The 23,486-nt window shown below is 43.8% G+C and carries 14 protein-coding genes and 2 pseudogenes; 10 read left to right on the plus strand and 6 right to left on the minus strand.

Going from position 1 to position 23,486, the window contains the following annotated elements; translation table 11 throughout:
* Window positions 1–108: 108 nt before the first annotated feature.
* Window positions 109–1,077 carry a serine/threonine protein kinase gene (locus tag ABUE20_RS08910; protein ID WP_408619545.1) on the minus strand — a complete coding sequence of 323 codons (969 nt, stop codon included), beginning with the start codon at window positions 1,075–1,077 and terminating at the stop codon, window positions 109–111.
* A 453-nt stretch (window positions 1,078–1,530) separates the two neighbouring features.
* Here ABUE20_RS08910 and ABUE20_RS08915 point away from each other — a divergent pair.
* From ABUE20_RS08915 to ABUE20_RS08940, 6 genes and pseudogenes are all read left to right on the plus strand, one after another.
* A pseudogene (locus ABUE20_RS08915) lies at window positions 1,531–1,764 on the plus strand (winged helix-turn-helix domain-containing protein); the annotation flags it as partial.
* A gap of 191 nt (window positions 1,765–1,955) precedes the next feature.
* A complete protein-coding gene (locus ABUE20_RS08920; protein ID WP_498038923.1) occupies window positions 1,956–2,237 on the plus strand; it encodes a BrxR family transcriptional regulator in 282 nt (93 codons plus the stop codon).
* 4 nt (window positions 2,238–2,241) lie between these two features.
* The gene (locus ABUE20_RS08925) at window positions 2,242–4,686 is read left to right on the plus strand and encodes a type I restriction-modification system subunit M (protein WP_408619547.1); all 2,445 of its coding nucleotides are present in this window, start codon (window positions 2,242–2,244) and stop codon (window positions 4,684–4,686) included.
* Between the two features lie 10 nt (window positions 4,687–4,696).
* Window positions 4,697–6,037, plus strand: coding sequence for a restriction endonuclease subunit S (locus ABUE20_RS08930; protein ID WP_408619548.1), 1,341 nt, complete (start codon window positions 4,697–4,699; stop codon window positions 6,035–6,037).
* A gap of 10 nt (window positions 6,038–6,047) precedes the next feature.
* Window positions 6,048–6,830, plus strand: a pseudogene (locus ABUE20_RS08935) (DUF4268 domain-containing protein); the annotation flags it as partial.
* 222 nt (window positions 6,831–7,052) lie between these two features.
* Window positions 7,053–10,157 (plus strand): type I restriction endonuclease subunit R, encoded by a 3,105-nt coding sequence (locus ABUE20_RS08940; RefSeq protein ID WP_408619549.1) that lies wholly within the window; start codon window positions 7,053–7,055, stop codon window positions 10,155–10,157.
* 211 nt (window positions 10,158–10,368) lie between these two features.
* Here the strand turns inward: ABUE20_RS08940 and ABUE20_RS08945 are convergent, their stop codons facing one another.
* Together ABUE20_RS08945 and ABUE20_RS08950 are read right to left on the minus strand one after the other, a co-directional pair.
* A complete protein-coding gene (locus ABUE20_RS08945) occupies window positions 10,369–10,632 on the minus strand; it encodes a YihD family protein (RefSeq protein WP_408619550.1) in 264 nt (87 codons plus the stop codon).
* Between the two features lie 103 nt (window positions 10,633–10,735).
* Window positions 10,736–11,878 carry a GGDEF domain-containing protein gene (locus ABUE20_RS08950; RefSeq protein WP_408619551.1) on the minus strand — a complete coding sequence of 381 codons (1,143 nt, stop codon included), beginning with the start codon at window positions 11,876–11,878 and terminating at the stop codon, window positions 10,736–10,738.
* Between the two features lie 277 nt (window positions 11,879–12,155).
* Between ABUE20_RS08950 and pgi the strand changes: the two genes are divergently transcribed.
* The 3 genes from pgi to ABUE20_RS08965 all read left to right on the plus strand — a co-directional run bounded on the left by pgi (window position 12,156) and on the right by ABUE20_RS08965 (window position 17,883).
* The gene (gene pgi / locus ABUE20_RS08955) at window positions 12,156–13,808 is read left to right on the plus strand and encodes a glucose-6-phosphate isomerase (protein ID WP_408619552.1); all 1,653 of its coding nucleotides are present in this window, start codon (window positions 12,156–12,158) and stop codon (window positions 13,806–13,808) included.
* A 121-nt stretch (window positions 13,809–13,929) separates the two neighbouring features.
* Entirely contained in the window at window positions 13,930–15,537 is a 1,608-nt protein-coding gene (locus ABUE20_RS08960; protein WP_408619553.1) for an EAL domain-containing protein, read from the plus strand.
* Window positions 15,538–15,546: 9 nt separating this feature from the next.
* Window positions 15,547–17,883: a DNA polymerase II gene (locus ABUE20_RS08965; protein WP_408619589.1), complete on the plus strand. Its 2,337-nt coding sequence runs from the start codon at window positions 15,547–15,549 to the stop codon at window positions 17,881–17,883.
* Window positions 17,884–17,915: 32 nt separating this feature from the next.
* Here ABUE20_RS08965 and glgX read toward each other — a convergent pair whose 3' ends face one another.
* From glgX to ABUE20_RS08980, 3 genes are all read right to left on the minus strand, one after another.
* Window positions 17,916–19,988 carry a glycogen debranching protein GlgX gene (gene glgX, locus ABUE20_RS08970; RefSeq protein WP_408619554.1) on the minus strand — a complete coding sequence of 691 codons (2,073 nt, stop codon included), beginning with the start codon at window positions 19,986–19,988 and terminating at the stop codon, window positions 17,916–17,918.
* A 140-nt stretch (window positions 19,989–20,128) separates the two neighbouring features.
* On the minus strand, window positions 20,129–20,311 hold the full coding sequence (locus tag ABUE20_RS08975) for a hypothetical protein (protein ID WP_408619555.1): 183 nt from the start codon (window positions 20,309–20,311) through the stop codon (window positions 20,129–20,131).
* 1,220 nt (window positions 20,312–21,531) lie between these two features.
* Complete coding sequence (locus ABUE20_RS08980) at window positions 21,532–22,023, minus strand: MarR family winged helix-turn-helix transcriptional regulator (RefSeq protein ID WP_408619556.1); 492 nt, start codon at window positions 22,021–22,023, stop codon at window positions 21,532–21,534.
* 460 nt (window positions 22,024–22,483) lie between these two features.
* Between ABUE20_RS08980 and ABUE20_RS08985 the strand changes: the two genes are divergently transcribed.
* Entirely contained in the window at window positions 22,484–23,461 is a 978-nt protein-coding gene (locus tag ABUE20_RS08985) for a LysR family transcriptional regulator (protein ID WP_408619557.1), read from the plus strand.
* Window positions 23,462–23,486 lie beyond the last annotated feature (25 nt).

The following is a 23,486-nucleotide window of genomic DNA, read 5'->3' on the forward strand; positions in this document are numbered from 1 at the left end:
GCTTGTTTACTGGGTATCAAAACCACACCCGATGAGACGCAGGCCGATTTGAACTTGCCATCGAGACATTTCCTCATCCCCGCGCCTCGAACGGATCCATCTCAAACGCTAATAAGGGATCAAAGACAACGGCGGTTCTTGCAAAGCCGCTAGCTGCTCTTTGAGTGACAATATTTGGTTTTCCCAATATTGCTGACTATTAAACCACGGGAACGCCCGCTGAAACGCGCTATCCTCCCAACGTTTCGCCAACCATCCCATATAATGGATCATTCGCATCGCCCGCAATGGCTCAATCAACCGCAGCTGTTCGGTGGGGAAATGACAAAAATCTTCATACCCTTCCAACAATGTTTCGAGTTGCAACCGCTGCTCATTTTGATCGCCATTTAATAACATCCAGAGATCTTGGACCACCGGGCCAGAACGCGCATCATCCAGATCGACCAAAATCGGCCCATCACGCCATAAAATATTGCCGGGATGACAATCACCATGCAGCCGGATCGACTGTTGCGGCCGATACTGCTGCCGAACCTGCTCGGCAACCTGTTGCGCGATGGTAAAAAAAGGCGTTTGCAGAGATTCAGGTAACCACTGCTGTAACTCCGTTAAAGGCAAATCAACATAGTCATGAAGGGTGATTTCAGGACGATACTGAAATTTTTTACCCGCAGCGAGCTGATGGATCCGCCCCATATACTGCCCCAGTTGCGCCAACTGATCGAGATTATCCACCTCAAAATTCCGCCCTCCGGCGCTGGGGAACACCGCAAACCGCAGATCGTCAAACGCCAGCAGACTTTCACCCTCAAATTTTAAAGGAGCCACCACCGGCAGTTCCGCTTCAATCAATTCAAAACAGAACTGATGCTCTTCTAAAATCTGAGCATCACTCCAGCGCTGCGGACGGTAAAATTTCACCACATAACGATTTCCATCATCAGCGTGAAACTGATAAACCCGATTTTCATAACTATTTAAAGCCAGCAGACCACTATCCGCGTACAAATGCACACTTTCCAGTGCATCCAACAACCGTTCAGGATAAAGGTTTGAAAAATTAAAGTCGGACATACGGCATCAGGGCAAAATGAATGATAGAGCTATCTTAGCATTGTGCCCCAACGGACGCAGATATTTCAGATCGAGAAATATCTGGTGATGGGCTGGGCCACTTATCAGCCGTTCTTATCAAGACTTAGCCCAAATGCATATGAAGAAAACTTAAATTTTCGACATGGTACAATTAATCACAGCTTTCTCTGTATATAGTGTTTGCTTCATAGCGTATTTTTAGTGTTTTATATCATTTAGACGGTCAGACTCAGAAACTTTACGCCGCGAGCCACGCCCAAAACTGTGAAAAGACACCGCTTGTTGCGGATGTTCCGGCTCGTTTTAACGCCGAATTTATGTGACGATTATGGGCAAAATCAGATGGCCCATCCCCGAAAAACCATAAAGAGGCCCTCCATTCAGGGGTATTTTATTCTGAGGATGGAGAAGCCATAATGGAAAGGATATTCAGTGATACCTAACTATCAGCAGTTTATGCGGCCTTTTCTTGAAATCGCACTGGCCGCCAAAGCGCAAGGATCCGCAGAAGTAAAGCTTCGGGATGTGATCAATCAACTAGCTGATACATATCAGCTTTCTGATGATGAACGCAGTGAAACGCTGCCTAGTGGCCGCCAAACCGTACTGGATAACCGGGTCGGCTGGGCGCGGACTTACTTATCAAAAGCGGGCGTGAAGGATATAAAAACGGGATTACCACTTACGGCAGATGATCTCGCCAAAAGTGAATACACTGGCAAAGACTTCGACGATGAACTCTTTATAGGACTACGCCCCCCAAAAATATGCGCAGATCTATTCAAACTATTGTGTGAAAATGGCGGGCCAGAGCAAGTTGGAATCAGTCGGTTGAACTTGAGTTAGTTCCCCATCCATTGCAATCATCCCATCAGGCTATTGCTCTGGATTTCTCTATGGAATCCTCACCGGATTGGCATCGCAGCATTAAGTTAAGACTTCCCCTTGCTGGTTATTATCTTCGTTACTGGAATGTGGATTGTACGGAAGATCACAGCCTCACAGGACGAGAACATTTATTGTGGCTGCGTAATGCCAGCCAGTTAAAAGATATTGCAGAGCTCGATTATTGCCCCAAAGGCATAACGAACTCATCACAAGAAGAATTTCGAGCCATACGCTCAACAGAATTAGGATAAACAGATGGACCACAGCGTACATAATAAACTTGTCTCATTTATCTGGAATATCGCCGACGATTGTCTGCGTGACGTTTATGTTCGGGGTAAATACCGCGATGTCATTTTGCCTATGGTGGTGTTAAGACGTTTAGATACGCTGCTTGAACCTAGCAAAGATGCCGTATTGGAAGAAGTTCGCTTTCAAAAAGAAGAGATGAATGCGGTGGAGCTGGATGGTGACCCATTGCGTGATGCGTCAGGTTATGTGTTTTACAACACGTCGAAATGGACGTTAAGAAGCTTATATAACGCAGCAACGAACAACCAGCAAATCCTGCTGGCAAACTTCGAAGAATATTTGCTTGGTTTTAGCGAGAACGTTAAAGAGATTATTGATTGTTTTAAGCTTAAAGATCAGATCAAACATATGGCATCGAAAGATGTGCTATTGGATGTGGTCGAGAAATTTATCTCGCCTAAGATTAACTTAACGCCCAATGAAGCGACTGATCCTGACGGTTACAAGTTACTGGCGTTAAGCAACTTAGGCATGGGGTATGTGTTCGAAGAGCTTATCCGCAAGTTTAATGAAGAGAACAACGAAGAAGCCGGGGAGCACTTTACCCCACGTGAAGTAATTGAGCTAATGACTCACCTGGTATTCGATCCAATCAAAGACAAACTTCCTGGAGTGATGACAGTTTATGACCCAGCCTGTGGTAGCGGCGGTATGTTGACTGAGTCGCAGAAGTTTATTGAAGAGAAGTACCCAAGCCTTGGGGCGAATCGTGATATCTACCTGTATGGTAAAGAAATCAACGATGAGACTTATGCTATTTGTAAGTCAGACATGATGATCAAAAACAACAACCCGGAACACATTAAAGTGGGCTCAACGCTTTCAACGGATGAGTTCTCGGGGATGAAGTTCGATTTTATGCTGTCTAACCCACCTTATGGTAAGAGCTGGGCGTCTGAGCAGAAGTACATCTACATCAAAGATAGTAAGGATGTGATTGACCCACGCTTTAAAGTCAAACTGAAAGACTTTTGGGGTAATGAAGAAGAGCAGGATGCAACGCCACGTTCTAGTGACGGCCAATTACTGTTTTTGATGGAGATGGTCAATAAGATGAAAGAGCCATCGTCAACAGAAACTCAGATCGGTTCTCGGATTGCTTCCGTTCATAATGGCTCAAGCTTGTTTACCGGTGATGCAGGCAGTGGTGAAAGTAATATCCGTCGTTATATCATCGAAAACGATATGCTATACGCGATTGTGCAATTACCAAACAACCTGTTCTACAACACCGGTATTACTACCTATATCTGGTTATTAAGTAATAACAAACCTGATAGTCGTAAAGGTAAAGTTCAGTTGATTGATGCCAGCTTACTTTACCGAAAACTACGTAAAAATTTGGGTAACAAAAACTGTGAATTTTCACCGGAACAGATCGATGAAATCACTCAAACTTATCTGACTGGTGCTGTGGTTGAACGTCAGCTAGATGAAAATAACGATCCTATCGGTATTGCTAGCCAAGTATTCGATAATGATGATTTTGGTTATTACAAAGTCACGATCGAGCGCCCCGACCGTCGCAAAGCGAAGTTTACTCAAGAAGCGGTTGATACATTGCGTTTTGATAAGCAACTTTCTGAGGTAATGGAGTATCTGTATTCTGAATATGGTGACAAAGTGTATGTCACCAAAGGTTACGGCGATGACCAGAAACACAGTTTCCTAAAATCGATGAAAAAAGAGATAGCTGCTTGGTGTGAAGATAACGACATTAACCTTAATAAAAAAGCACAGACTAAACTACTGGATGTTAAATTCTGGCTGTCGCTTAAAGCACTGGTTGAAACGTCAGAACAGCTGATGAACGCAATTGGTAGCGATGAGTTCGATGATTACAACGTGTTCAAATTGCAGGTTGAGCAAGAGCTTAAAGCGAGCAAAGTGAAGCTTTCTGCTTCAGAAAAAAATGCTATTTTAAATGCCGTAAGTTGGTATGACGAAAATGCCGCTAAAGTGGTCAAGAAAGTTGTAAAACTGAATGATGAAAAACTGCAAGATTTGCTTGATCGTTATGAGTGTAAAGAAGCAGATTTACCTGATTTTGGTTATCACCCAACCGGCAAAAAACATGAATTTACGACTTACGAAAGCAGCTCCGATCTTCGTGATAGTGAATCTGTGCCTATTAAGAATAGTATCTATCAATATTTCCTTGATGAAGTGAAACCACATGTCGATGAAGCATGGATTAATTTAGATTCCGTGAAGATTGGCTACGAGATCAGTTTTAATAAATACTTTTATCGTCATAAGCCATTACGGGAACTCAGTGATGTAGCCTCAGATATCATTAGACTTGAACAAAAGGCAGAAGGTTTGATTGCACAAATCCTTGGTGTATCAACAGAACACGTTAGCAGCGTCAATAAGGTTCAGGAGTAAGGAGGCGAATATGGAAAGTATAATCGCAATGCCTAAATATGAAACTTATAAAGATTCCGGATATGCTTGGATAGGTAAGATCCCTGCTGATTGGGCAATATCAAGATTAGGATCGTGCTTGACGCCTGTATCGGTAAAAAATTATCCAGAACTTCCTTTGTTATCAATTACAAGGGAACTTGGTGTTATTGAACGTGATATTGAGGATCAAGAGTCAAATCATAATTATATTCCGGATGATTTGAGTGGATACAAGTTGCTCAAGAAAGGTCAGTTTGGAATGAATAAAATGAAAGCATGGCAAGGGTCATATGGAGTATCAAAATATACAGGTATTGTTAGTCCTGCATATTTCATATTTGATTTTGCCAAGGCGATGAATCCTGAATTTTTCAATTGGGCAATCCGAAGTAAACTTTACGTATCTTATTTTGGAAGTGCTTCTGATGGCGTACGTGTCGGTCAATGGGATTTGTCCAAAACTAGAATGAAAGATATCCCGTTTATCTTACCTGATGAAAAGCAACAGGAACTTATAGCTAAATTCCTTGATAAAAAAACATCCCAAATTGATGAAGCCATTGCCATAAAAGAAAAGCAAATTAGTTTGTTAAAAGAGCGTAAGCAAATCATTATTCAGCAGGCGGTGACGCAAGGGCTTGATCCAACTGTACCTTTGAAGGACTCTTGTGTCGATTGGATTGGGAATATTCCTGATGATTGGGAAGTCATTCCTCTTAAGAGGCTTTGTCGTGCATACGGAAGAATTGGTTTTCGAGGCTATAGTACATCTGACTTAGTTGGGCAAGGTGAAGGGGCCGTTACTCTCAGTCCATCAAACTTGACAGAGGGAGAAATGAATTACAGCAAATGCTCTTATTTAAGTTGGGATAAGTATAATGAATCCCCGGAGATCCAAATAAAGAATGGAGATATATTAATTGTTAAAACGGGATCTAGTTTTGGTAAAACGGGCTTGGTTTGTGATTTGCCTGAACCCGCAACGATTAATCCACAATTGTTAGTTTTGAAGGATGTTTCTATTAATGCAGATTATTTGTATTTCTTAATTTCATCTTGTATGTATCAAGATGAAATTAAGAAAAGAGTGATTGGTAGTACTATACCAACTATTTCCGAAACACGATTACTTTCAATGCATGCCTTAGTCCCGAATAATGAGTTACAAGAAGAAATTGTGTTATATATATACAAAGCTTCACTGGAGTTAAATAAAGCAATATATTCTTTAAATTTACAGATAGATAAATTTAAAGAATACAAATCCTCTCTTGTAAACAGCTCTGTCACCGGAAAAATCAAAATAACGCCTGAAATGGTAGAAGACTAAAGGAGGCGTTATGTTTACGGTCAATCATCAAACTAATCGAATCAGTCCGGTAAAAACTAAGAAGTTCAGTGAGCTGGGCTTCTCTGAACGCAAACATCTTCAGGAGTGGTTAGCCCATCAGCCGGATGAGCTAGGGGAAGAACTCCTGATTATTCAAAAAGAGTTCGATGGCTTTGATGATACCCGTGAACGCCTTGACTTATTGGCTCTGGATAAAGATGGCAACCTAGTCATTATCGAGAACAAACTCGATGATTCCGGTCGTGATGTAGTGTGGCAGGCACTTAAGTATGCTTCATACTGTGCCAGCCTTACTAAGGGACAGATTGTTGATATTTACCAGCAGTATTTGGACCGCTATGAACCGCTGCAAGGCGAACGTGATTTATTAAACCAACCACAAAACGCAGTGCAGCGCATCAGTGAATTCTTAGATGCGCCTGATTTAGATGAAATCAAACTCAACTTGGGTAATAGTCAGCGTTTGATGTTAGTGGCCGCCAATTTCCGTAAAGAGGTCACCAGCACAGCGTTATGGTTACTTGGTCAAGGTCTGAGTATCCAGTGCTTTAAAGTCACTCCTTATGCTCTAGACGATCAGCTTCTTATCAATATCGACCAAATCATTCCTACCCCAGAAGCAAAAGAACTCATGATTGGCATTAATGCCAAAGAAGCGGAAGAAAAAAACACAGAAGTGGTTTTGAAAAATCGTCACTCGGTGAGGCGAGAGTATTGGGAACAGGCTTTAGAAGTGTTTCAAAAGAGCTCATTAAATGCGTTTGGTAATTTAGTGCTTCTAAGCCCGGGAGAAAACTCTTCCTACAGCAACCAAAGGTAGCAAAGAAAAAAGCGGATTTCGATTCTAAGCCACGTTATGACGCGTTGAAGCTGAAAGATATTTTTGAAACATACACGCAATCAGATAACCAATGGTCTGCCAACGAAATAGAAAAACATCAACAGAACATGTTGGCATTGTTGGAAAAACATTACACACAAGGAGTAGTAACCGATGGTCAGTAATACTAACGAGCAGGCGTTAGAGGCTAGTATTGAAAAAGCACTTACTGGCCATTGCCTTGAAGAGCAAAAGGTCGGTATTTCTGAAGCTCCTGTCACGCCTTATGGTATACAACATTGCGGTTATCTATCTGGGTTTCCTTCTGATTTCAATATGCAGTACGCATTGGATGATCGTTTCTTTTGGCAGTTTCTTGAAGACTCTCAGGAACAAGAACTGGCTAAACTGAAAAAGAACAATCCGAGTGACTGGCAACGTAAGATTCTAGAGCGTTATGACCGTTTGATCAAAAAGCATGGGGTGTTGCATCTGCTTAAAAAGGGACTGAAAGTTGATGATGCCCATTTAAACCTCATGTATCCGGCACCGTTAGCGAGCAGCAGTGACAAGGTAAAACAAAATTTTGCAGCTAATATTTTCAGTTGTACACGTCAGCTTCGTTACTCATTAGCCAATCCACTGCAAGAAATAGATATGGTGCTGTTTGTCAACGGTATTCCAATTATCACGCTTGAGTTGAAAAATGCGTGGACCGGACAAACCGCACGTTACCATGGTCAAAAACAGTATCGTGAAGACAGAGATACCACTCAGCCACTTCTGACTTTTGGTCGTTGTCTGGTCCATATGGCAGCCGATACTGATGAAGTGTATATGACCACAAAATTAGCTGGGAAAAATACTTTCTTCCTGCCTTTCAATAAAGGTTATAACCATGGTAAAGGGAATCCGCCAAACCCTAACGGTCATCGCACGGCATATCTATGGGAAGAAGTCTTCACCAAAAATAGTATCGCTAACATTATTCAACACTTTGTGCGTCTTGATGGCGGTAGTAAAACCCCATTAGCGAAACGTACCTTATTCTTCCCGCGTTACCATCAGCTTGATGTTGTACGTAAATTGATTGCTCATGCATCCATTCATGGTGTAGGTCATACATACTTGATTCAGCATTCTGCAGGGTCTGGTAAATCAAACTCCATCACCTGGGCTGCGTATCAACTGATAGAAACGTATCCTGAAACTAACGACGTTTCCGGTGGTAAGGGAATGGAACAACCTCTGTTTGACTCTGTTATCGTTGTAACAGACCGTCGTTTACTTGATAAACAACTGAGAGATAACATTAAAGAGTTTTCCGAGGTTAAAAACATTATCGCTCCGGCTCTTACCTCTTCCGAGCTTAAACGCGCCTTGGAGGGTGGTAAAAAAATTATTATCACCACGATTCAAAAATTCCCATTTATTATCGATGGGATTGAAGATCTCAGTGATAAACGTTTCGCGGTGATCATCGATGAAGCACATAGCTCCCAGTCAGGTTCTGCGCATGACAATATGAACCGGGCAATGGGTAAACAATATGTCGAAGCTGAAGAATATGCACAAGATAAAATTCTTCAGGCGATGAAATCACGCAAAATGTGTGGCAATGCCTCGTATCTTGCTTTTACTGCAACGCCTAAAAACACGACTTTGGAGAAGTTTGGTCAGCAGCAATCGGATGGTACGTTTAAACCATTCCACCTTTATTCGATGAAGCAGGCGATTGAAGAAGGTTTCATTCTGGATGTGCTAGCCAACTATACGACTTATAGAAGCTATTACGAGATTGAAAAGTCGATAGCTGAAAATCCTGAATTTGATACCAAGAAAGCTCAGAAGAAACTAAGGGCTTTTGTTGAACGTAGTCAACAAACGATCGATACGAAAGCTGAAATAATGCTGGAACATTTTATACCTTCTGTCGTTAACGCTAAGAAGTTAAAAGGCAAAGGTAAAGGTATGGTTGTTACTCAGAACATCGAGACTGCTATACGTTATTACAGAGCTATTCGCCGTATTCTTGAAGAATTAGGAAATCCATTTAAGGTTCTGATTGCGTTCTCTGGTACGAAAGAAGTTGACGGTATTGAGTACACTGAGGCTGACTTAAACGGTTTTCCCGATACAGATACCAAAGATTATTTCGATGTCAATTATAAGCGTAAGCAACCCGACGACCCTATTCCTAAACATATCAATCAGGATGAGTACCGCTTACTTGTTGTGGCCAATAAGTATCTTACTGGTTTTGACCAACCTAAGCTCTGTGCCATGTATGTGGATAAAAAGCTAGCAGGTGTTTTGTGTGTTCAAGCATTATCCCGACTCAACCGTAGTGCCCCTAAGTTGGGTAAGAAAACCGAAGATTTGTTTGTTTTGGATTTCTTTAACGCAGTAGAAGATATTCAAGCTGCATTTGATCCTTTCTATACCGCTACATCTCTCTCTCAAGCGACTGATATCAATGTCCTGCATGAGTTGAAAGATGACCTAGATGATGTTGGCGTATATGAATGGTATGAAGTTGAAGATTTCGTCACTCGCTATTTTAGTAACGAAGATGCACAAACGTTAAGCCCCATCATTGATACCGCAGTAGCTCGATTCGATGATGAGCTTAGTCTAGAGCCTGAAGAACAGGTTGATTTCAAGATTAAAGCTAAACAGTTTGTAAAAATTTACGGTCAGATGGCGTCAATTATGCCGTATGAAATTGTGGAATGGGAAAAGCTATTCTGGTTCCTTAAATTTTTGATTCCTAAGCTGAAAGTAGATGATCCAGATGCAGATGCTTTTGATAAGCTTTTGGAATCGGTTGACCTGAGCTCATATGGGTTACAACGAGTTAAGCTAAATCAGTCAATTAATTTGAATGCTGATGAACCCCCCGTTGACCCGCAGAACCCTAACCCTAGAAGTGCTCATGGTGGTGATACTGAAACGGACCCACTTGATGATATTATTCGTACCTTTAACGAGCGCTGGTTCCAAGGGTGGAGCTCCACGCCAGAAGAACAACGTATCAAATTTATCAAGATTGCCGAGAGTGTCCGTCAACACCCGGATTTTGAATCGAAATACAAAAATAACCCAGACCCGGTAAACCGAGAGTTGGTGTATAAAAGAATACTCAAGGAAGTCATGCTCCGCCGTCGTAAAGAAGACATGGAGTTCTACAAGCTATTTGCTTCAGATGCGGCATTTGAAACTGCGTTGACTCATAGTACACAGCGTATGGTTGAATTGGATGTAAATCCAAGTATCTAGATTTAAATGGTTCATGTAATTCAAACTGTATGGAGCTGAAATACATCTAACAAAGTGGCGACCATTTTAAAACGAAGACAAATTTCCTTATTAATTATTAGCTGGTTAGCGCAATTAGCTAAATTTTTACTGGTATGTTTGTCTTCACTCTAATTTGATTTGTCTTCGTTTTAATTTGCTCCATACATTAACCGCTAAACAGGCGTGACTCTTAAAGTAATCCGCGGGCTTTTAGAATGGCGGTTTTAAAATCTTCTTCATAATCTTTAGCCAATCCTGGAATCGCTTTGCCTTCACCGGTCTGGATCATTTTTAACTGATAGATCAATGAGTCATCACTGAGCTCGGTTAAATCGCCTTGAAAGCCAGATTCTTTCGCCAGCTTCGCCAACATCTCAGTCAGGTTCAGCTCCTGATTTTCTAACCAAACCGGAGTCAGTAATTCGATTAATTCTTCAATACGATGACATTGCATGATCTCGCTCCTTTATTTATTTTTTGTGAGGGCTCTACTCATGAGAGTACAACAAAACCAACGCCCCTGAATGATCTACCATAAAATGTAAGGAAAAGACACTTTAACTTTCATCCACAAATCGTTGCCGTTGATTTCGACCTGCCCGTTTGGCCTGATAGAGTGCTTCATCGGCTTGTTGCATCAACAATAACGCGGAGCGCTGCGGATCGCCCACCCCGGTTGCAATCCCAATACTGACGGTGACCCATGAAGAAACATCCGAACATTCATGAACCAGCGTCTCATTGAGTAACCGGTTTTGGATCCGTGCGGCAACCTTATCACCACTTTGCTCCGTCGCATTCGGGAGCAACACGACAAATTCTTCGCCCCCGTAACGAAATGCACAATCATCTTCTCGCAAGATAGACTGTTCTAGCACATCGGCAATATGAATCAGGCACTGATCGCCCTGAATATGCCCATAGTGATCATTATAGGCTTTAAAATAATCGACATCGATCATCAGCAGACTGATCGGTTTACCACTTCGGGAAGACTGTCGCCACCATTTATCCAATTTACGATCAAACATAGAACGGTTATATAACCCCGTCAGGGCATCGGTCTCACTGCGATGGCGCATCATACGATTCGCCTGTCGCAAATCACTGACTAAGGCCTGATTTTCTACCATCCGGGTAAAGACGTCGTACAAAATATGATAGGAACGGCGTTGGATATAATTAATGACGCCCCAGGTCAGCACTTGCGCCATCAGCAAACCTATTTGCATCACATTTTGATAGTCGATGAGATAGGCCAGAACAATTAAGGTCGGGATCCAGAAACTGTTAAAACTGGCCCGATGTGCCTGCAACGGCAAAATCATCACCGGGATCAGCGCCATCAACAAGACCTGACAAAGTTGCTGATTGACGGCAGGGAGCAACGGAAAGAACAGCAGCAATGACAAACAGTGGTAAAAACCACCGAATCCCATTAAGACAAACATCATCTTTTCAATATGGGCCGGGGTTCCCCAGCCGTGATACCGGATCTGCAATTTAATAAAAACCGCGCTACAGCTGACCACCACGGCAAAACCAACCACCCATAACCCCAACCACAAATTAGGGACATGTTGCCACACCAGCCCAATCCAAATAATGCCATAGACGAAACCCACCCACATTCCGGCGGCACCGCTATGCAAAATGTATCGGGCAAATTCCTGACGTATTTGAAGACGTTCCTGTGACACGCAATGCCCTCAGCCAAAGTTAACAGATGAAAAATAAAGCGCGATATTCTATCATGAGCGCTTTAGTAGCGGTTAAAAATAATACGAAATACCACAATTCTAACGATAGGTATGCCTTCTTTTCAAACTATCGTAAAATGGTGCGTGATACACTACTGCTTTGATCTAGTTCCTTGCCTAATAAGTGGTAATCGTTAAAGTAGAACCATTTTTAGGCTACAGATAGGCTTCATCGTCTGTTGGTCAACCTATTAAAAACATATCTGGACTATTGATTATGCTAGAAAACATAAATCCAACCACGACTTCTGCGTGGAAAGAACTACAAGCCCATTTTGCTCAGATGCAGCAAACCAATCTTAAAGAGCTTTTTGCCAACGATTCTCAACGCTTTGACAAGTTTACGGCTTCTTTTAACGATCAGATCCTTCTCGATTATTCTAAAAACTTGATCACTGAAGAAACTCTCGAAAAACTCTTCAAACTGGCTGAAGAATGTAAACTTTCCAGTGCTATTAAAGCGATGTTTGGCGGTGAAAAAATTAACCGTACTGAAGATCGTGCCGTGCTTCACACTGCGCTGCGTAATCGTAGCAACACCCCGATCACAGTAGACGGTCAGGATGTGATGCCTGAAGTCAACGCCGTACTGGCTAAAATGAAAGCCTTCTGCGCTAAAATCCATAGCGGAGAATGGAAAGGCTATACTGGCAAAACCATTAACAGCATTGTAAACATCGGTATCGGGGGCTCAGATTTAGGCCCGGTCATGATTACCGAAGCGCTGAAATTCTATAAAAAAGAACAAATTGATAGTTATTTTGTTTCGAATGTCGATGGTACTCACATTGCCGAAACCCTGAAAAAAGTCGATCCTGAAACCACTTTATTCCTGATCGCTTCTAAAACCTTTACCACTCAAGAAACCATGACCAATGCCCATAGTGCTCGGGATTGGTTCTTAGCCTCTGCTAAAGATGAATCTCAAGTAGCCAAACACTTTGCGGCACTTTCAACCAATACCAAAGCCGTGTCAGAATTTGGGATTGATACCGCTAACATGTTTGAATTCTGGGACTGGGTCGGCGGCCGTTATTCATCTTGGTCTGCTATCGGTCTTTCTATTGCCCTGTCTATTGGCTTCGACAATTTTGAAGAACTGTTGGAAGGTGCTTATGAAATGGATCAGCATTTCACGACCACACCACTTCATAAAAACCTGCCAGTATTGATGGGTCTTATCGGGATCTGGTACAACAACTTCTACGGCAGCGAAACTGTAGCGATTCTCCCTTACGATCAATACATGCATCGTTTCCCTGCATACTTCCAGCAAGGCGATATGGAATCCAACGGGAAATATGTAGACCGTAACGGGAATCCAGTTGATTATCAGACCGGTCCTATCATTTGGGGTGAAGCCGGCACTAATGGTCAGCATGCGTTCTACCAGTTGATCCATCAGGGCACTAAACTGATTCCTGCGGACTTTATTGCCCCAGCACAGACTCATAACCCACTGGGCGATCATCATCAGAAACTGCTCTCAAACTTCTTTGCTCAAACAGAAGCTTTAGCTTTTGGTAAAGATGCCGATGCCGTTCGTGCTGAATTTGCAGCTCAAGGCAAAGCCGCCGATGAAATCGAACACTTGGTTCCATTTAAAGTTTTCTTGGGTAACCACCCAACCAACTCGATTCTGTTACAAAAAATCACACCACGGTCTTTAGGTTCCCTCATTGCTCTGTATGAACATAAAATCTTTGTTCAGGGGATCATCTGGAACATTTTCACATTTGACCAATGGGGTGTTGAATTAGGAAAACAATTGGCCAACAACATTCTTCCAGAACTCAAAGATGATGCCACTGTTTCCAGTCATGACAGTTCAACCAACGGTCTGATCAACACCTTTAAAAAATGGCGTTGATTTGTTGTTTTATCGGATCAGCTCAATAACTGCAAAGAGGGCCGCATTTGGCCCTCTTTTTTCGGTTGAATACAAGAGTTTCGAATATCCTTAAAGAAGTAGGATCCTAAAGGACGCGATAGTGCATTATTTACAGACTCTTCGATGGAAATTATTCCCCTGGCTGGCTGGTATAGTGCTGGCGTTCATCTTTTTAGTCATTCTATTTCTAACTCAACATATTTATAACGAACAAATTCAGCAGACCAGTTTTAACGAACAGGTTGAACGGCTTTATGAAACCTTAAATCATCAAATCCATACCACTATTGAGCATGTTGAAAAAAGTCCGGCCATTTCACCTCAATGCGATCCGCAAGATATCTATACCTTAAGACAGCTACAGTTCGATAATTCTCATATTGCTTTGTTCGGATTAATCAGCCCACAGGGAACGGTCTTATGCACCAGTTGGGGGGCTCCCAAAGCCGTTCATCATGTGAAGCAGTTACAACTCACCGAAAATAAAATGCGCCTTATCGGCCCGATTGCACTGAACTATCTTGAGCGACCTTCATTTATTCTCGGTTGGGGATTACCCAATCACTATGCCTTATATGGCTGGCTACCGATCCATCATCTCAGCAACATTTTTTCCCAGATGGATCAAAATATTCATGTCGAAATCATCCATAGCGACACACTCAACACGATGTTGCAATCGAATTTTCCGGAATCGGCGGCCGCCAAAAAAATGCGCCCGATTTATACCCCGATTCAAAAACGGGAACAGCATGAGCGACAGGTCGAAGGTCATCATCTCTATTATTTCAGAGCCCCATTTAAAGACTTACCGCATATTGCCTTATATGCCAGCTACGATCTGAAGCATTCTATTTTACCGGTTAATTTTGAACCGCTGTGGTACATGATGGCTTTTGCCATTTTTATTTCCGCTACGCTGACCATACTGCAACTCCGTAAAACTCTCGAAGACTCCCGCTGGACCTTAAAGCACGCCTTAAATAATCATCAGCTCGTCAATTATTTTCAGCCAGTATTTAACACCCACACCCAACAAGTGGAAGGCGTTGAGGTTCTGGTGCGCTGGCAACATCCGCGTCAAGGGTTACTCACCCCCCAACATTTTTTAGCCAATCTGATCCGTTACCGACTCTGTGATCAGTTTTTACTCCAACAATTAAAACAGCTCCCGGAACAGCTGGCTCCCATCAAGCAGATCAATCCGGCGCTAAAGGTTAATATTAATGTGCTGGCCCACCAATTGATGAATCCACTAGTCATTCAAGGGATCCATCAGTTACAACAGCAGATCGGTTCCGTCATCATCGAATTAACGGAACAAGAATTAGTCAGTGATCAACCATTATTCCTAGATGTACTGGAACAGCTGCGCGAGGATCGGATCAAAATCGCAATTGATGATTTTGGAACTGGATTCTCCAGTCTGAGTTATCTGCAAAAATTTCCGGTGGATCTACTCAAAATTGACCAGATGTTTGTCGCCTCTATCGGCACTGACGCCGTAAATACCCCGGTGCTGGAAAGTATTATCCATCTCGGACATCGTTTGCATATCCAGATGGTTGCCGAAGGCGTTGAGACCTTTGAACAATCAGAAAAATTAAATAGAATGGGTATTGTCTTTCAGCAAGGATGGCTACACGGAAAACCGATTCCGGCCAGTCAGCTATTATCGTTAAAAGTATTTAGCAAAACACCTGATTAGGGGGCGGCCATCACTACCGGCTTTTTACTAAACCGCAGCAGCTATGACCGACAGGGCCAACCGGTCATTGACTTATGGCTCGCCACTGAGCAGGGTTGTGTTAATCTGCTCATCGAGGATCAACAACCGTTGCTGTTCGTCGTATCTGATCAGCTGCAAACCGTCACCCAAGTATTACCCCCCGATAGCTTCACGACCAAACCGTTATCCTTTATGACCTTTAATCAGCAAACGGTGATCCCCCTTTATTTTAAAAATCTGCACACTTTTTACGAAGCACGCAAGCAACTGACCGATCACCATCTGCTCCATTTTGAGAGCGATTTGCGTCATCATGAACGTTACCTCATGGAGCGTTTCGCTTATGGAATGGTGGAATTCTATGGGCAAGCCGTTGCCAACAAAGGTTACACCCAATACCGTCAGGTCAAACTGCGAGGCTGTGAAGCGGCCATTCCGCCTCTCACCACGCTGTCGGTCGATCTGGAATGTTCACGACACGGGCATTTGTATTGTATTGGTCTGAGCGGATCCGACTACGAAAAAGTATTGATGATCGGTAGCCAACCGGCGGACCCACCGCCTTCTTATATCGAATGGGTTGCGGATGAAGTGACGCTCCTGCAACGATTCATCCGTGAAATTCAGGACCGTGATCCTGATCTGCTCATCGGTTGGAACGTGATCCAATTCGATTGCCAACTATTGGCCCGCCGGGCCCAGCACCACCAGATCCCGTTGCGTCTGGGTCGAGCCGGAAAACTCGCCCGCTGGCAACCGGCCAGTGAATACCGGCAAGGCTTTTTTGATATTCCGGGTCGCGTGGTGATCGACGGCATTCAAGGGCTCAAAACCGCCACCTACCAGTTTGATAGTTTCAGTTTGGAATCCGTGGCACAACAGCTGCTGGGAGAAGGCAAGCTCAGCGACGATCCGGATCACCGGATGGATGAAATCGAACGTCAATTTCATCAAGATAAGCCCCAGTTAGCCGCGTATAACCTGCAAGATTGCCGATTAGTCGAAGCTATCTTTGCCAAAACCCATCTCATTGAATATCTGTGTCTGCGTAGCCAACTCACCGGACTCGATTTAGACCGTCCCGGAGGCAGTGTCGCAGCCTTTACCAACATGTATCTTCCCAAATTACATCGGGCCGGCTACATCGCCCCTAATCTTAGCGAAGAGGAGGGATTAGCCAGCCCCGGGGGCTATGTGATGGATTCAAAGCCGGGCCTTTATGAAAACGTGCTGGTCCTTGATTTTAAAAGCCTGTATCCCTCGATTATCCGAACCTTCAAGATCGATCCGATGGGGCTCATCGAAGGTTTAAAACACCCAGAACACAGTATTGACGGTTTCTTAGGGGCCCGTTTTTCCAGAACCCAACATTATCTCCCGGCGATTATTGACGCGCTGTGGCAACAACGGGATAAAGCCAAACAACAACAAGATAAGGCCCGCTCCCAGGCGATTAAGATTCTGATGAACAGTTTTTATGGTGTCTTAGGTTCTGGCGGATGCCGCTTTTATGATCCGCGGCTGGCCAGTTCTATTACCATGCGTGGCCATGAAATCATGCAACAAACGGCTGCCTGGATCCATGAAGCGGGCTATGACGTGATCTATGGGGATACCGATTCGACATTTGTTTTACTCGGTCCGGGTTATGATGCCGATCAGGCGGCTCGGATCGGACAACAGCTTGAGCAACAGATCAATCAGCGCTGGCAAGCCAGCATCCGCCAAAAATTCGATCTGGACTGCGCGTTAGAACTAGAGTTTGAAACCCATTATCAGCGTTTTCATATGCCGACTATTCGGGGCTCTCAGGCCGGGAGTAAAAAACGTTACGCCGGGCTAAAAGCCGATGGCGAGTTGATTTTTAAAGGGCTAGAAACCGTCCGGAGCGACTGGACCGAGCTGGCCAAACAATTTCAAACCCAGTTATATCAGCTCATCTTTACGCATCAGGACCCAACCCCCATGATCCGAAAATTTGTCGCTGAAACACTTTCAGGACAGCGAGATCAGGATTTAATTTACCGAAAACGGCTCCGGCGTCCTCTAGCCGCCTATCAAAAAAATATTCCACCGCAGGTTCGAGCCGCTCGAGAAGCCGACCAACAAAACCAACAACAGGGCAAATCACTCCGTTATCAACATCAGGGATGGATCCGCTATCTCATCACACTGTCGGGACCACAGGCCGTTGAATGTCAAAGTGCTCCTATCGATTATCAACACTATGTTGAAAAACAGCTACAGCCGGTCGCCGATGCGATTCTGCCGGAAATCAATCTGGATTTTCATTCCATCACCAGCGCTCAGATAGACCTGTTTTAAATTTTTAATCACTCCACTGTGCGTGATTATGCTCAGCAGTCCCTCGCCACCAGCACCACAATCGAATGCGGCTCCAGTAATATCGAGGCTTGATGATATGGTTTGGCCTCACCCATATCACAAATATCATCCGGAGAAGGCGCTGCCGTATTCAAAACTAGCCGCCATTGCTGTCGATCAATCGTCGGCAACTCAAATGTTAACGGTTGCCAATACGCATTCACCGCCAAATAAAGATGTTCGTTGCGATACGGCAGGGCGTAACTCAACGCGATGGAATGTGAATCATCGGCATAATCCGGCTGATCGACATGAACCCCATGTTTCTGGATCCGTCCATCATCGAGAATATGACTCAACGTGTCGTGGATCCGGTGTTCCAATGCCGGATCTTTAAACCGAAGCTCAATTAGTTTTCGGACAAAACGCGCCAGATCCTGATACTGTTCGGCCCGTTTCCAGTCAAACCAACTCAGCGCATTATCCTGACAGTATCCGTTATTATTGCCCCGTTGGGTACGGCCGACTTCATCTCCCATCGAGATCATCGGAGTTCCCAGCGACAGCAGTAAAATTGTAAAGAAATTTTTCATCTGTCGCTGGCGCAGCTGTAAGATGACCGGATCAGTCAGCCCGTCTTCTCCCTCATAACCAAAGTTATAAGATAAATTGTGATTGTCACCGTCCCGATTATCTTCGCCATTTGCGAGATTATTTTTGCTGTTATAACTCACCAGATCGTTCAGGGTAAAACCATCATGGGCCGTGATAAAATTGATTGATCGCTGTGGAGTTCGATGATCGTCATAATACAGATCGGGGCTTCCCAATAATCGATTGATAAAACCATGAACCCGACCATTATCTCCCCGAAGAAAAGCCCGGACATCATCCCGAAATAAGCCGTTCCATTCATTCCAACGATCGCCGACAAATTTCCCGACCTGATATAATCCTCCGGCATCCCATGCTTCGGCAATAATTTTAGTGCCCGCCAAAACGGGCTCGGAATCAATCGACCACAAAAGGGGGGGATCGCTTAAGACTTCACCTAACGAATTGCGAGATAACACCGAGGCTAAATCAAACCGGAATCCATCAACATGCATCTCCGTCACCCAATACTTCAGGGCATCTCGGATCATCCGCCGCATAATCGAATTATTGGTATTGCAGGTATTTCCGCAGCCACTGTAGTTGCTGTAATACTGCTGATCAGAGCGCTCTAAAATATAGTAGGCATCATTCTGTAGCCCCTTCAGGCTGAGGGTTGGACCGAATTCATTGCCTTCAGTGGTATGGTTAAAAACCACATCCAAGATCACTTCGATTTTAGCTTTATGCAGCGCCAGAACCATCTCCCGGAACTCGGTGGAAGGTCCCCCTAAATGGGAATTAGAGCTATATGCGGTATGGGGAGAAAAAAAGTTAATCGGGCAGTATCCCCAATAATTTTGCTTGCCACTCGCGGCATCGGCTGGATCAAAATGCGCCACGGGGAGCAGCTCAACCGCAGTGATCCCCAGTGATTTCAGATACGGGATTTTTTCAATAACTCCGGCGTAAGTCCCTCTTTTTTCGGCACTCACCCCCGATTGTTCATCTTTAGTAAAGCCGCCGACATGCATTTCATAGATCACGGTATCGGCAAGTGAGCGATGGATCGGTTTGGTTCCCTCCCAGTTAAAGGGCCGTAGCTCTAGGGCAACCGATTTAACCGCGCAGGACTCGGTATTCTTACCATATTCCCGATAGGCATCCCGACTATAATTACTCGGCAGCCGCAGCTCTTTGGCATAAGGGTCAACCAGCACTTTCGATGCATCAAAACGCATCCCACGCTCGGGTTGAAACGGTCCTTGCACCTGAAACCCATATAATGCACCGGCTTTCAGGCCTTTGACAAAGACATGCCAATAATTATCGGTTTTGTTCCGGATCGGATCGAACTCAATCCGCTGATAGGGTGTTTCACTGTCAATCGCATCAAAAAGTAATAGCGTCACAGCCGTTGCCGATTTGCTATAAAGGCTAAAATTAACCCCGGTACTTTCGACGCGAGAGCCTAGGGGATAACTTTGCCCGGGCAATGCGCTCAAAACCATTTTGACCATCCTTTAAAGTAGGAATGCGGTAACTCCCGATTCCTAAATACGCTCTTTTAAGAATGGTCGGTTTTGATAAAAAAGTAAAAAAACGTCCCCATTATTATAAGCCTGGGGCAATGATCATCATCCTTTCACGATTATTGTTTAGGAGCCATTGAATACGTGCAATCCCGGGAACCGCGCCGTTTAGCAATCCGATTTGCACCATAAATGCCCAATTGAGGTAAATCATCTGGCAACATCACTTCCAGTAATCCCTGTTCCACTTCTGCTTCCATACCTTTAATCATTTGAAAGTAATTAAGTTTTTCCTGTGTCATTGGATTATCTCCATCGCTAAACCATTTATGGGTTATCAGCAACTTTTGTACCAATAGTTAATGACTTTCAAAGATTAAAAAAAAGCCGCTCTATGCAAGATAGGGCGGCCTTAAAACGTAACGCAATCACCCGTTTCGAACTCATCAACAATATGGCTATTTATCAAAAAGTTACAAAACTGATGTGTGAGGGAACTAAAGTTAAAACAGATCAGAATCCCCATACTGATCTTAAAATCGACATTCAATCCTAATGGTACAAAATGGAAGGGCAGCCAAGCGGCTGCCCCGATAGTCACAATGCTCACCCCTTGAGCCTGATGCTCCCTGCACAATCCTTGACCTATCGAGAAATCCCTGCTCGTTCCTCTTGTCAATCCTGACCTGTCCTACCTTTCCATTGCTTAATGACTGACTCCACAGCCATCCTACTCCTTCCCGGGAGGTGTCCCTGCGATACTCCGATCGAAATCCTAAGCCTTACCTGGCGAGCCAATATCCTATCGGCTTGTTTGTCCCTACACGATTTATTATAGGTAGCTGGTTTTTAAAAACACGGCGGAAAATTCAAAAATATTGGGGCAATAAATAATGATTTCTAAATAATCTATTGTTTTTAAAGAAAAAATTTAATGGGAAGTGCATTTTTACACTAAAAACACTGATTAAATATAGGGGAAATATCGCACAACGCTCAGGACGTTTCAGGAGAATAGCAATGTCAGCTACCGAGAAAGTGCGCTACGAAAGCACAAAAAATTTGGGGTGGCACTAAAATAGTGCCACCCCGATAGTCACATAGTTCATAATCCGTGAACCTGTATTGCTCCATGCAATCCTTAATGACCTTTATCAACCAATCCTTGTTTAATTCCTCTTCACAACTCCGTTGCGTGTTCCTTTAGCCTTCATGGCATAGCGACTTATCCGTAATCGCTGCTCTCTCCTTCCTGGAGGGGTCCTTTCCCTTATCCTAAGGGGTTCCTTAAGCCTTCTTGGCCTCTGTGTAATCCGTCACAGAGCATTGCGTCCTTTCGAGATTCATAATAACCAAAATGGTTCTCTGGAGATCGGTCTTTGGACAAAAAAAATCCCGGATTTTTTACCGGGATAATATAACTACATGATAGATATATATTTATTATTTCAAGTTCACAAAATTAAGCCTGATTTTCTGACAACTGCGTGAGATATTTCTCACACACGCGAAGGTTTTTCATCTATTCGTGGTAAACCTGCTCAACATCTGTCACATTCCCAGCCACTAAAATAGGAGAAGCATCCAAATGTTCAGCATTCATCATGGCTGAAATGCGCTGGACGCTAGAGAGCAACAACAATTGTTCCCAATCTTCCAAATTCTGAAATCGAGATACAAAACTATCCTGTAACGGCAATGGCGCTTTACTCAACAGTTCCCGCCCAGCATCTGTTAAATGGGCATGCACTTTACGCTTATCCAATTGGCTACGAAGACGAACCACCAATCCACGGTTCTCCAACCGATCTAAAATCGTCGTGGCCGTCGCCTGACTCATATTGGTATTTTTGGCCATCTGGCGGATTGTCTCTTCTGCGGAATCTCTAATTTCACGCATCAGGACCAATTGTGGCCCAGTTAGCCCAACTTCTTTACTTAAACGACTTGAATGTAAATCAATCGCCCGGATTATCTGACGAATCGCGACCAGAACTTCTTCATGTCTTTCCATTGTCATCCTACCTAAAACCACTCGGCATCGAGTCAAAAAATGGCTAAACTACGGCATGCTCAGTGCCTGTTACACCCCATTGAACCCTTGAGCTTATTTTAATTAGATAACTAATTCATAAATAAGTATTATTCCCTAAATTCTATTGGGTATTAATGATTGAGCATTTTGTATCACTGCCTAAAAACAGGCTTAATTAAACGATACTTTCGCTTAGTCAAAAGTCATTACGTTCTATTTTAGCTCATCATCATTTAGTACACTATATTTAGTATCCTAATAATATATCTTTTTGTTCTTCGTGAATAATTCGTTGTTTTTATTAAGAATAAAGAAAACAACACTGTTTGGGATAGCATCAACGCTAAAATTTTTGCGTGGCGCTGATAATACGAACATCTACGGATGATCAAAGCGCCTGAAAATGCGATAATTCTCTTTTTACAATCCTCATCGCCGTATGCCAGACACAAATAAGAGTATCGGCTTACTCTATGAAATGGCCGTATTTGTCAGCGTTGTTGAAACCGGTAGTTTTTCGGCGGCAGCGAAAGATCTGGGAGTCTCCCCATCTTCGGTCAGCCGCAGTGTATCCCGACTTGAAGAACAACTGGCTTGTCGGCTATTGGAGCGTACGACGCGAAAACTACGCTTGAATGAGGCTGGGCAAGCGGTCTATCAACGCTGTCGAGATATGCGCGGGGCCGCAGAAGCTGTACTCGATGTCAGTGAACGAATTAATCCCAAACCCCAAGGCGAACTGAGGATCAGCATCCCCAAAGCCATTGGACATCTATTGGTCCATCCGTTTATGCCCGAATTTCTCCGCCAATATCCGGATATCGATGTCCAAATGCTCCTTGAAGATCGCTACATCGATTTAATTGATGATCGGGTTGATTTGGTGATCCGCATCACGAATCACCCCCCTCAGGATATGGTGGGACGTAAACTTATCGATATCGAGCACGTGATCTGTGCCAGCCCTCAATATCTTGAACAATTTGCACCGCTCACACATCCACGCCAGCTCCGTGAGCACAGTTGCATCTTTTTAGGGGAACAACCCAAAGATCGACAATGGACCTTTCATCAAGGCACCCAAAACATCACCGTTGAAATATCCGGCCGCTATGCAGCCAATCATACCCAAGTGCGGCTTGATGCAGCCATCCAAGGGATTGGCATTGCTAGTCTGCCTTATTTTTCAGTACATCAGGCCATTCGTCGGGGCGAATTAATACAGGTGCTCCCAGACTGGCGTTTTGTCACCAGCTATACTGGCGGAGCCTGGTTACTTTACCCACCTAATCGTTATTTACCGGCAAAACTCAAAGTATTTATCGATTATTTAACGAAAAGTTTATCCCGGTTGCCTCAGATCCCTCCGGCTCTCAAAAAAACAGACCATGAAAACCGCGCTTCCTCCAGTAAATAGGGGTGACCATCGGGGCCACCGCCCT

The sequence above is a fragment of the Celerinatantimonas marina genome (genome assembly GCF_046054165.1).
Taxonomy (GTDB): Bacteria; Pseudomonadota; Gammaproteobacteria; order Enterobacterales; family Celerinatantimonadaceae; genus Celerinatantimonas.

Bases quoted from the DNA above. Each gene is read 5' to 3' on its own strand.
- ABUE20_RS08910 (WP_408619545.1), bottom strand. From the start codon at position 1,077: ATGTCCGACTTTAATTTTTCAAACCTTTATCCTGAACGGTTGTTGGAT.
- ABUE20_RS08925 (WP_408619547.1), top strand. From the start codon at position 2,242: ATGGACCACAGCGTACATAATAAACTTGTCTCATTTATCTGGAATATC.
- ABUE20_RS08930 (WP_408619548.1), top strand. From the start codon at position 4,697: ATGGAAAGTATAATCGCAATGCCTAAATATGAAACTTATAAAGATTCC.
- ABUE20_RS08940 (WP_408619549.1), top strand. From the start codon at position 7,053: ATGGTCAGTAATACTAACGAGCAGGCGTTAGAGGCTAGTATTGAAAAA.
- ABUE20_RS08945 (WP_408619550.1), bottom strand. From the start codon at position 10,632: ATGCAATGTCATCGTATTGAAGAATTAATCGAATTACTGACTCCGGTT.
- pgi (WP_408619552.1), top strand. From the start codon at position 12,156: ATGCTAGAAAACATAAATCCAACCACGACTTCTGCGTGGAAAGAACTA.
- glgX (WP_408619554.1), bottom strand. From the start codon at position 19,988: ATGGTTTTGAGCGCATTGCCCGGGCAAAGTTATCCCCTAGGCTCTCGC.
- ABUE20_RS08975 (WP_408619555.1), bottom strand. From the start codon at position 20,311: ATGACACAGGAAAAACTTAATTACTTTCAAATGATTAAAGGTATGGAA.
- ABUE20_RS08980 (WP_408619556.1), bottom strand. From the start codon at position 22,023: ATGGAAAGACATGAAGAAGTTCTGGTCGCGATTCGTCAGATAATCCGG.
- ABUE20_RS08985 (WP_408619557.1), top strand. From the start codon at position 22,484: ATGCCAGACACAAATAAGAGTATCGGCTTACTCTATGAAATGGCCGTA.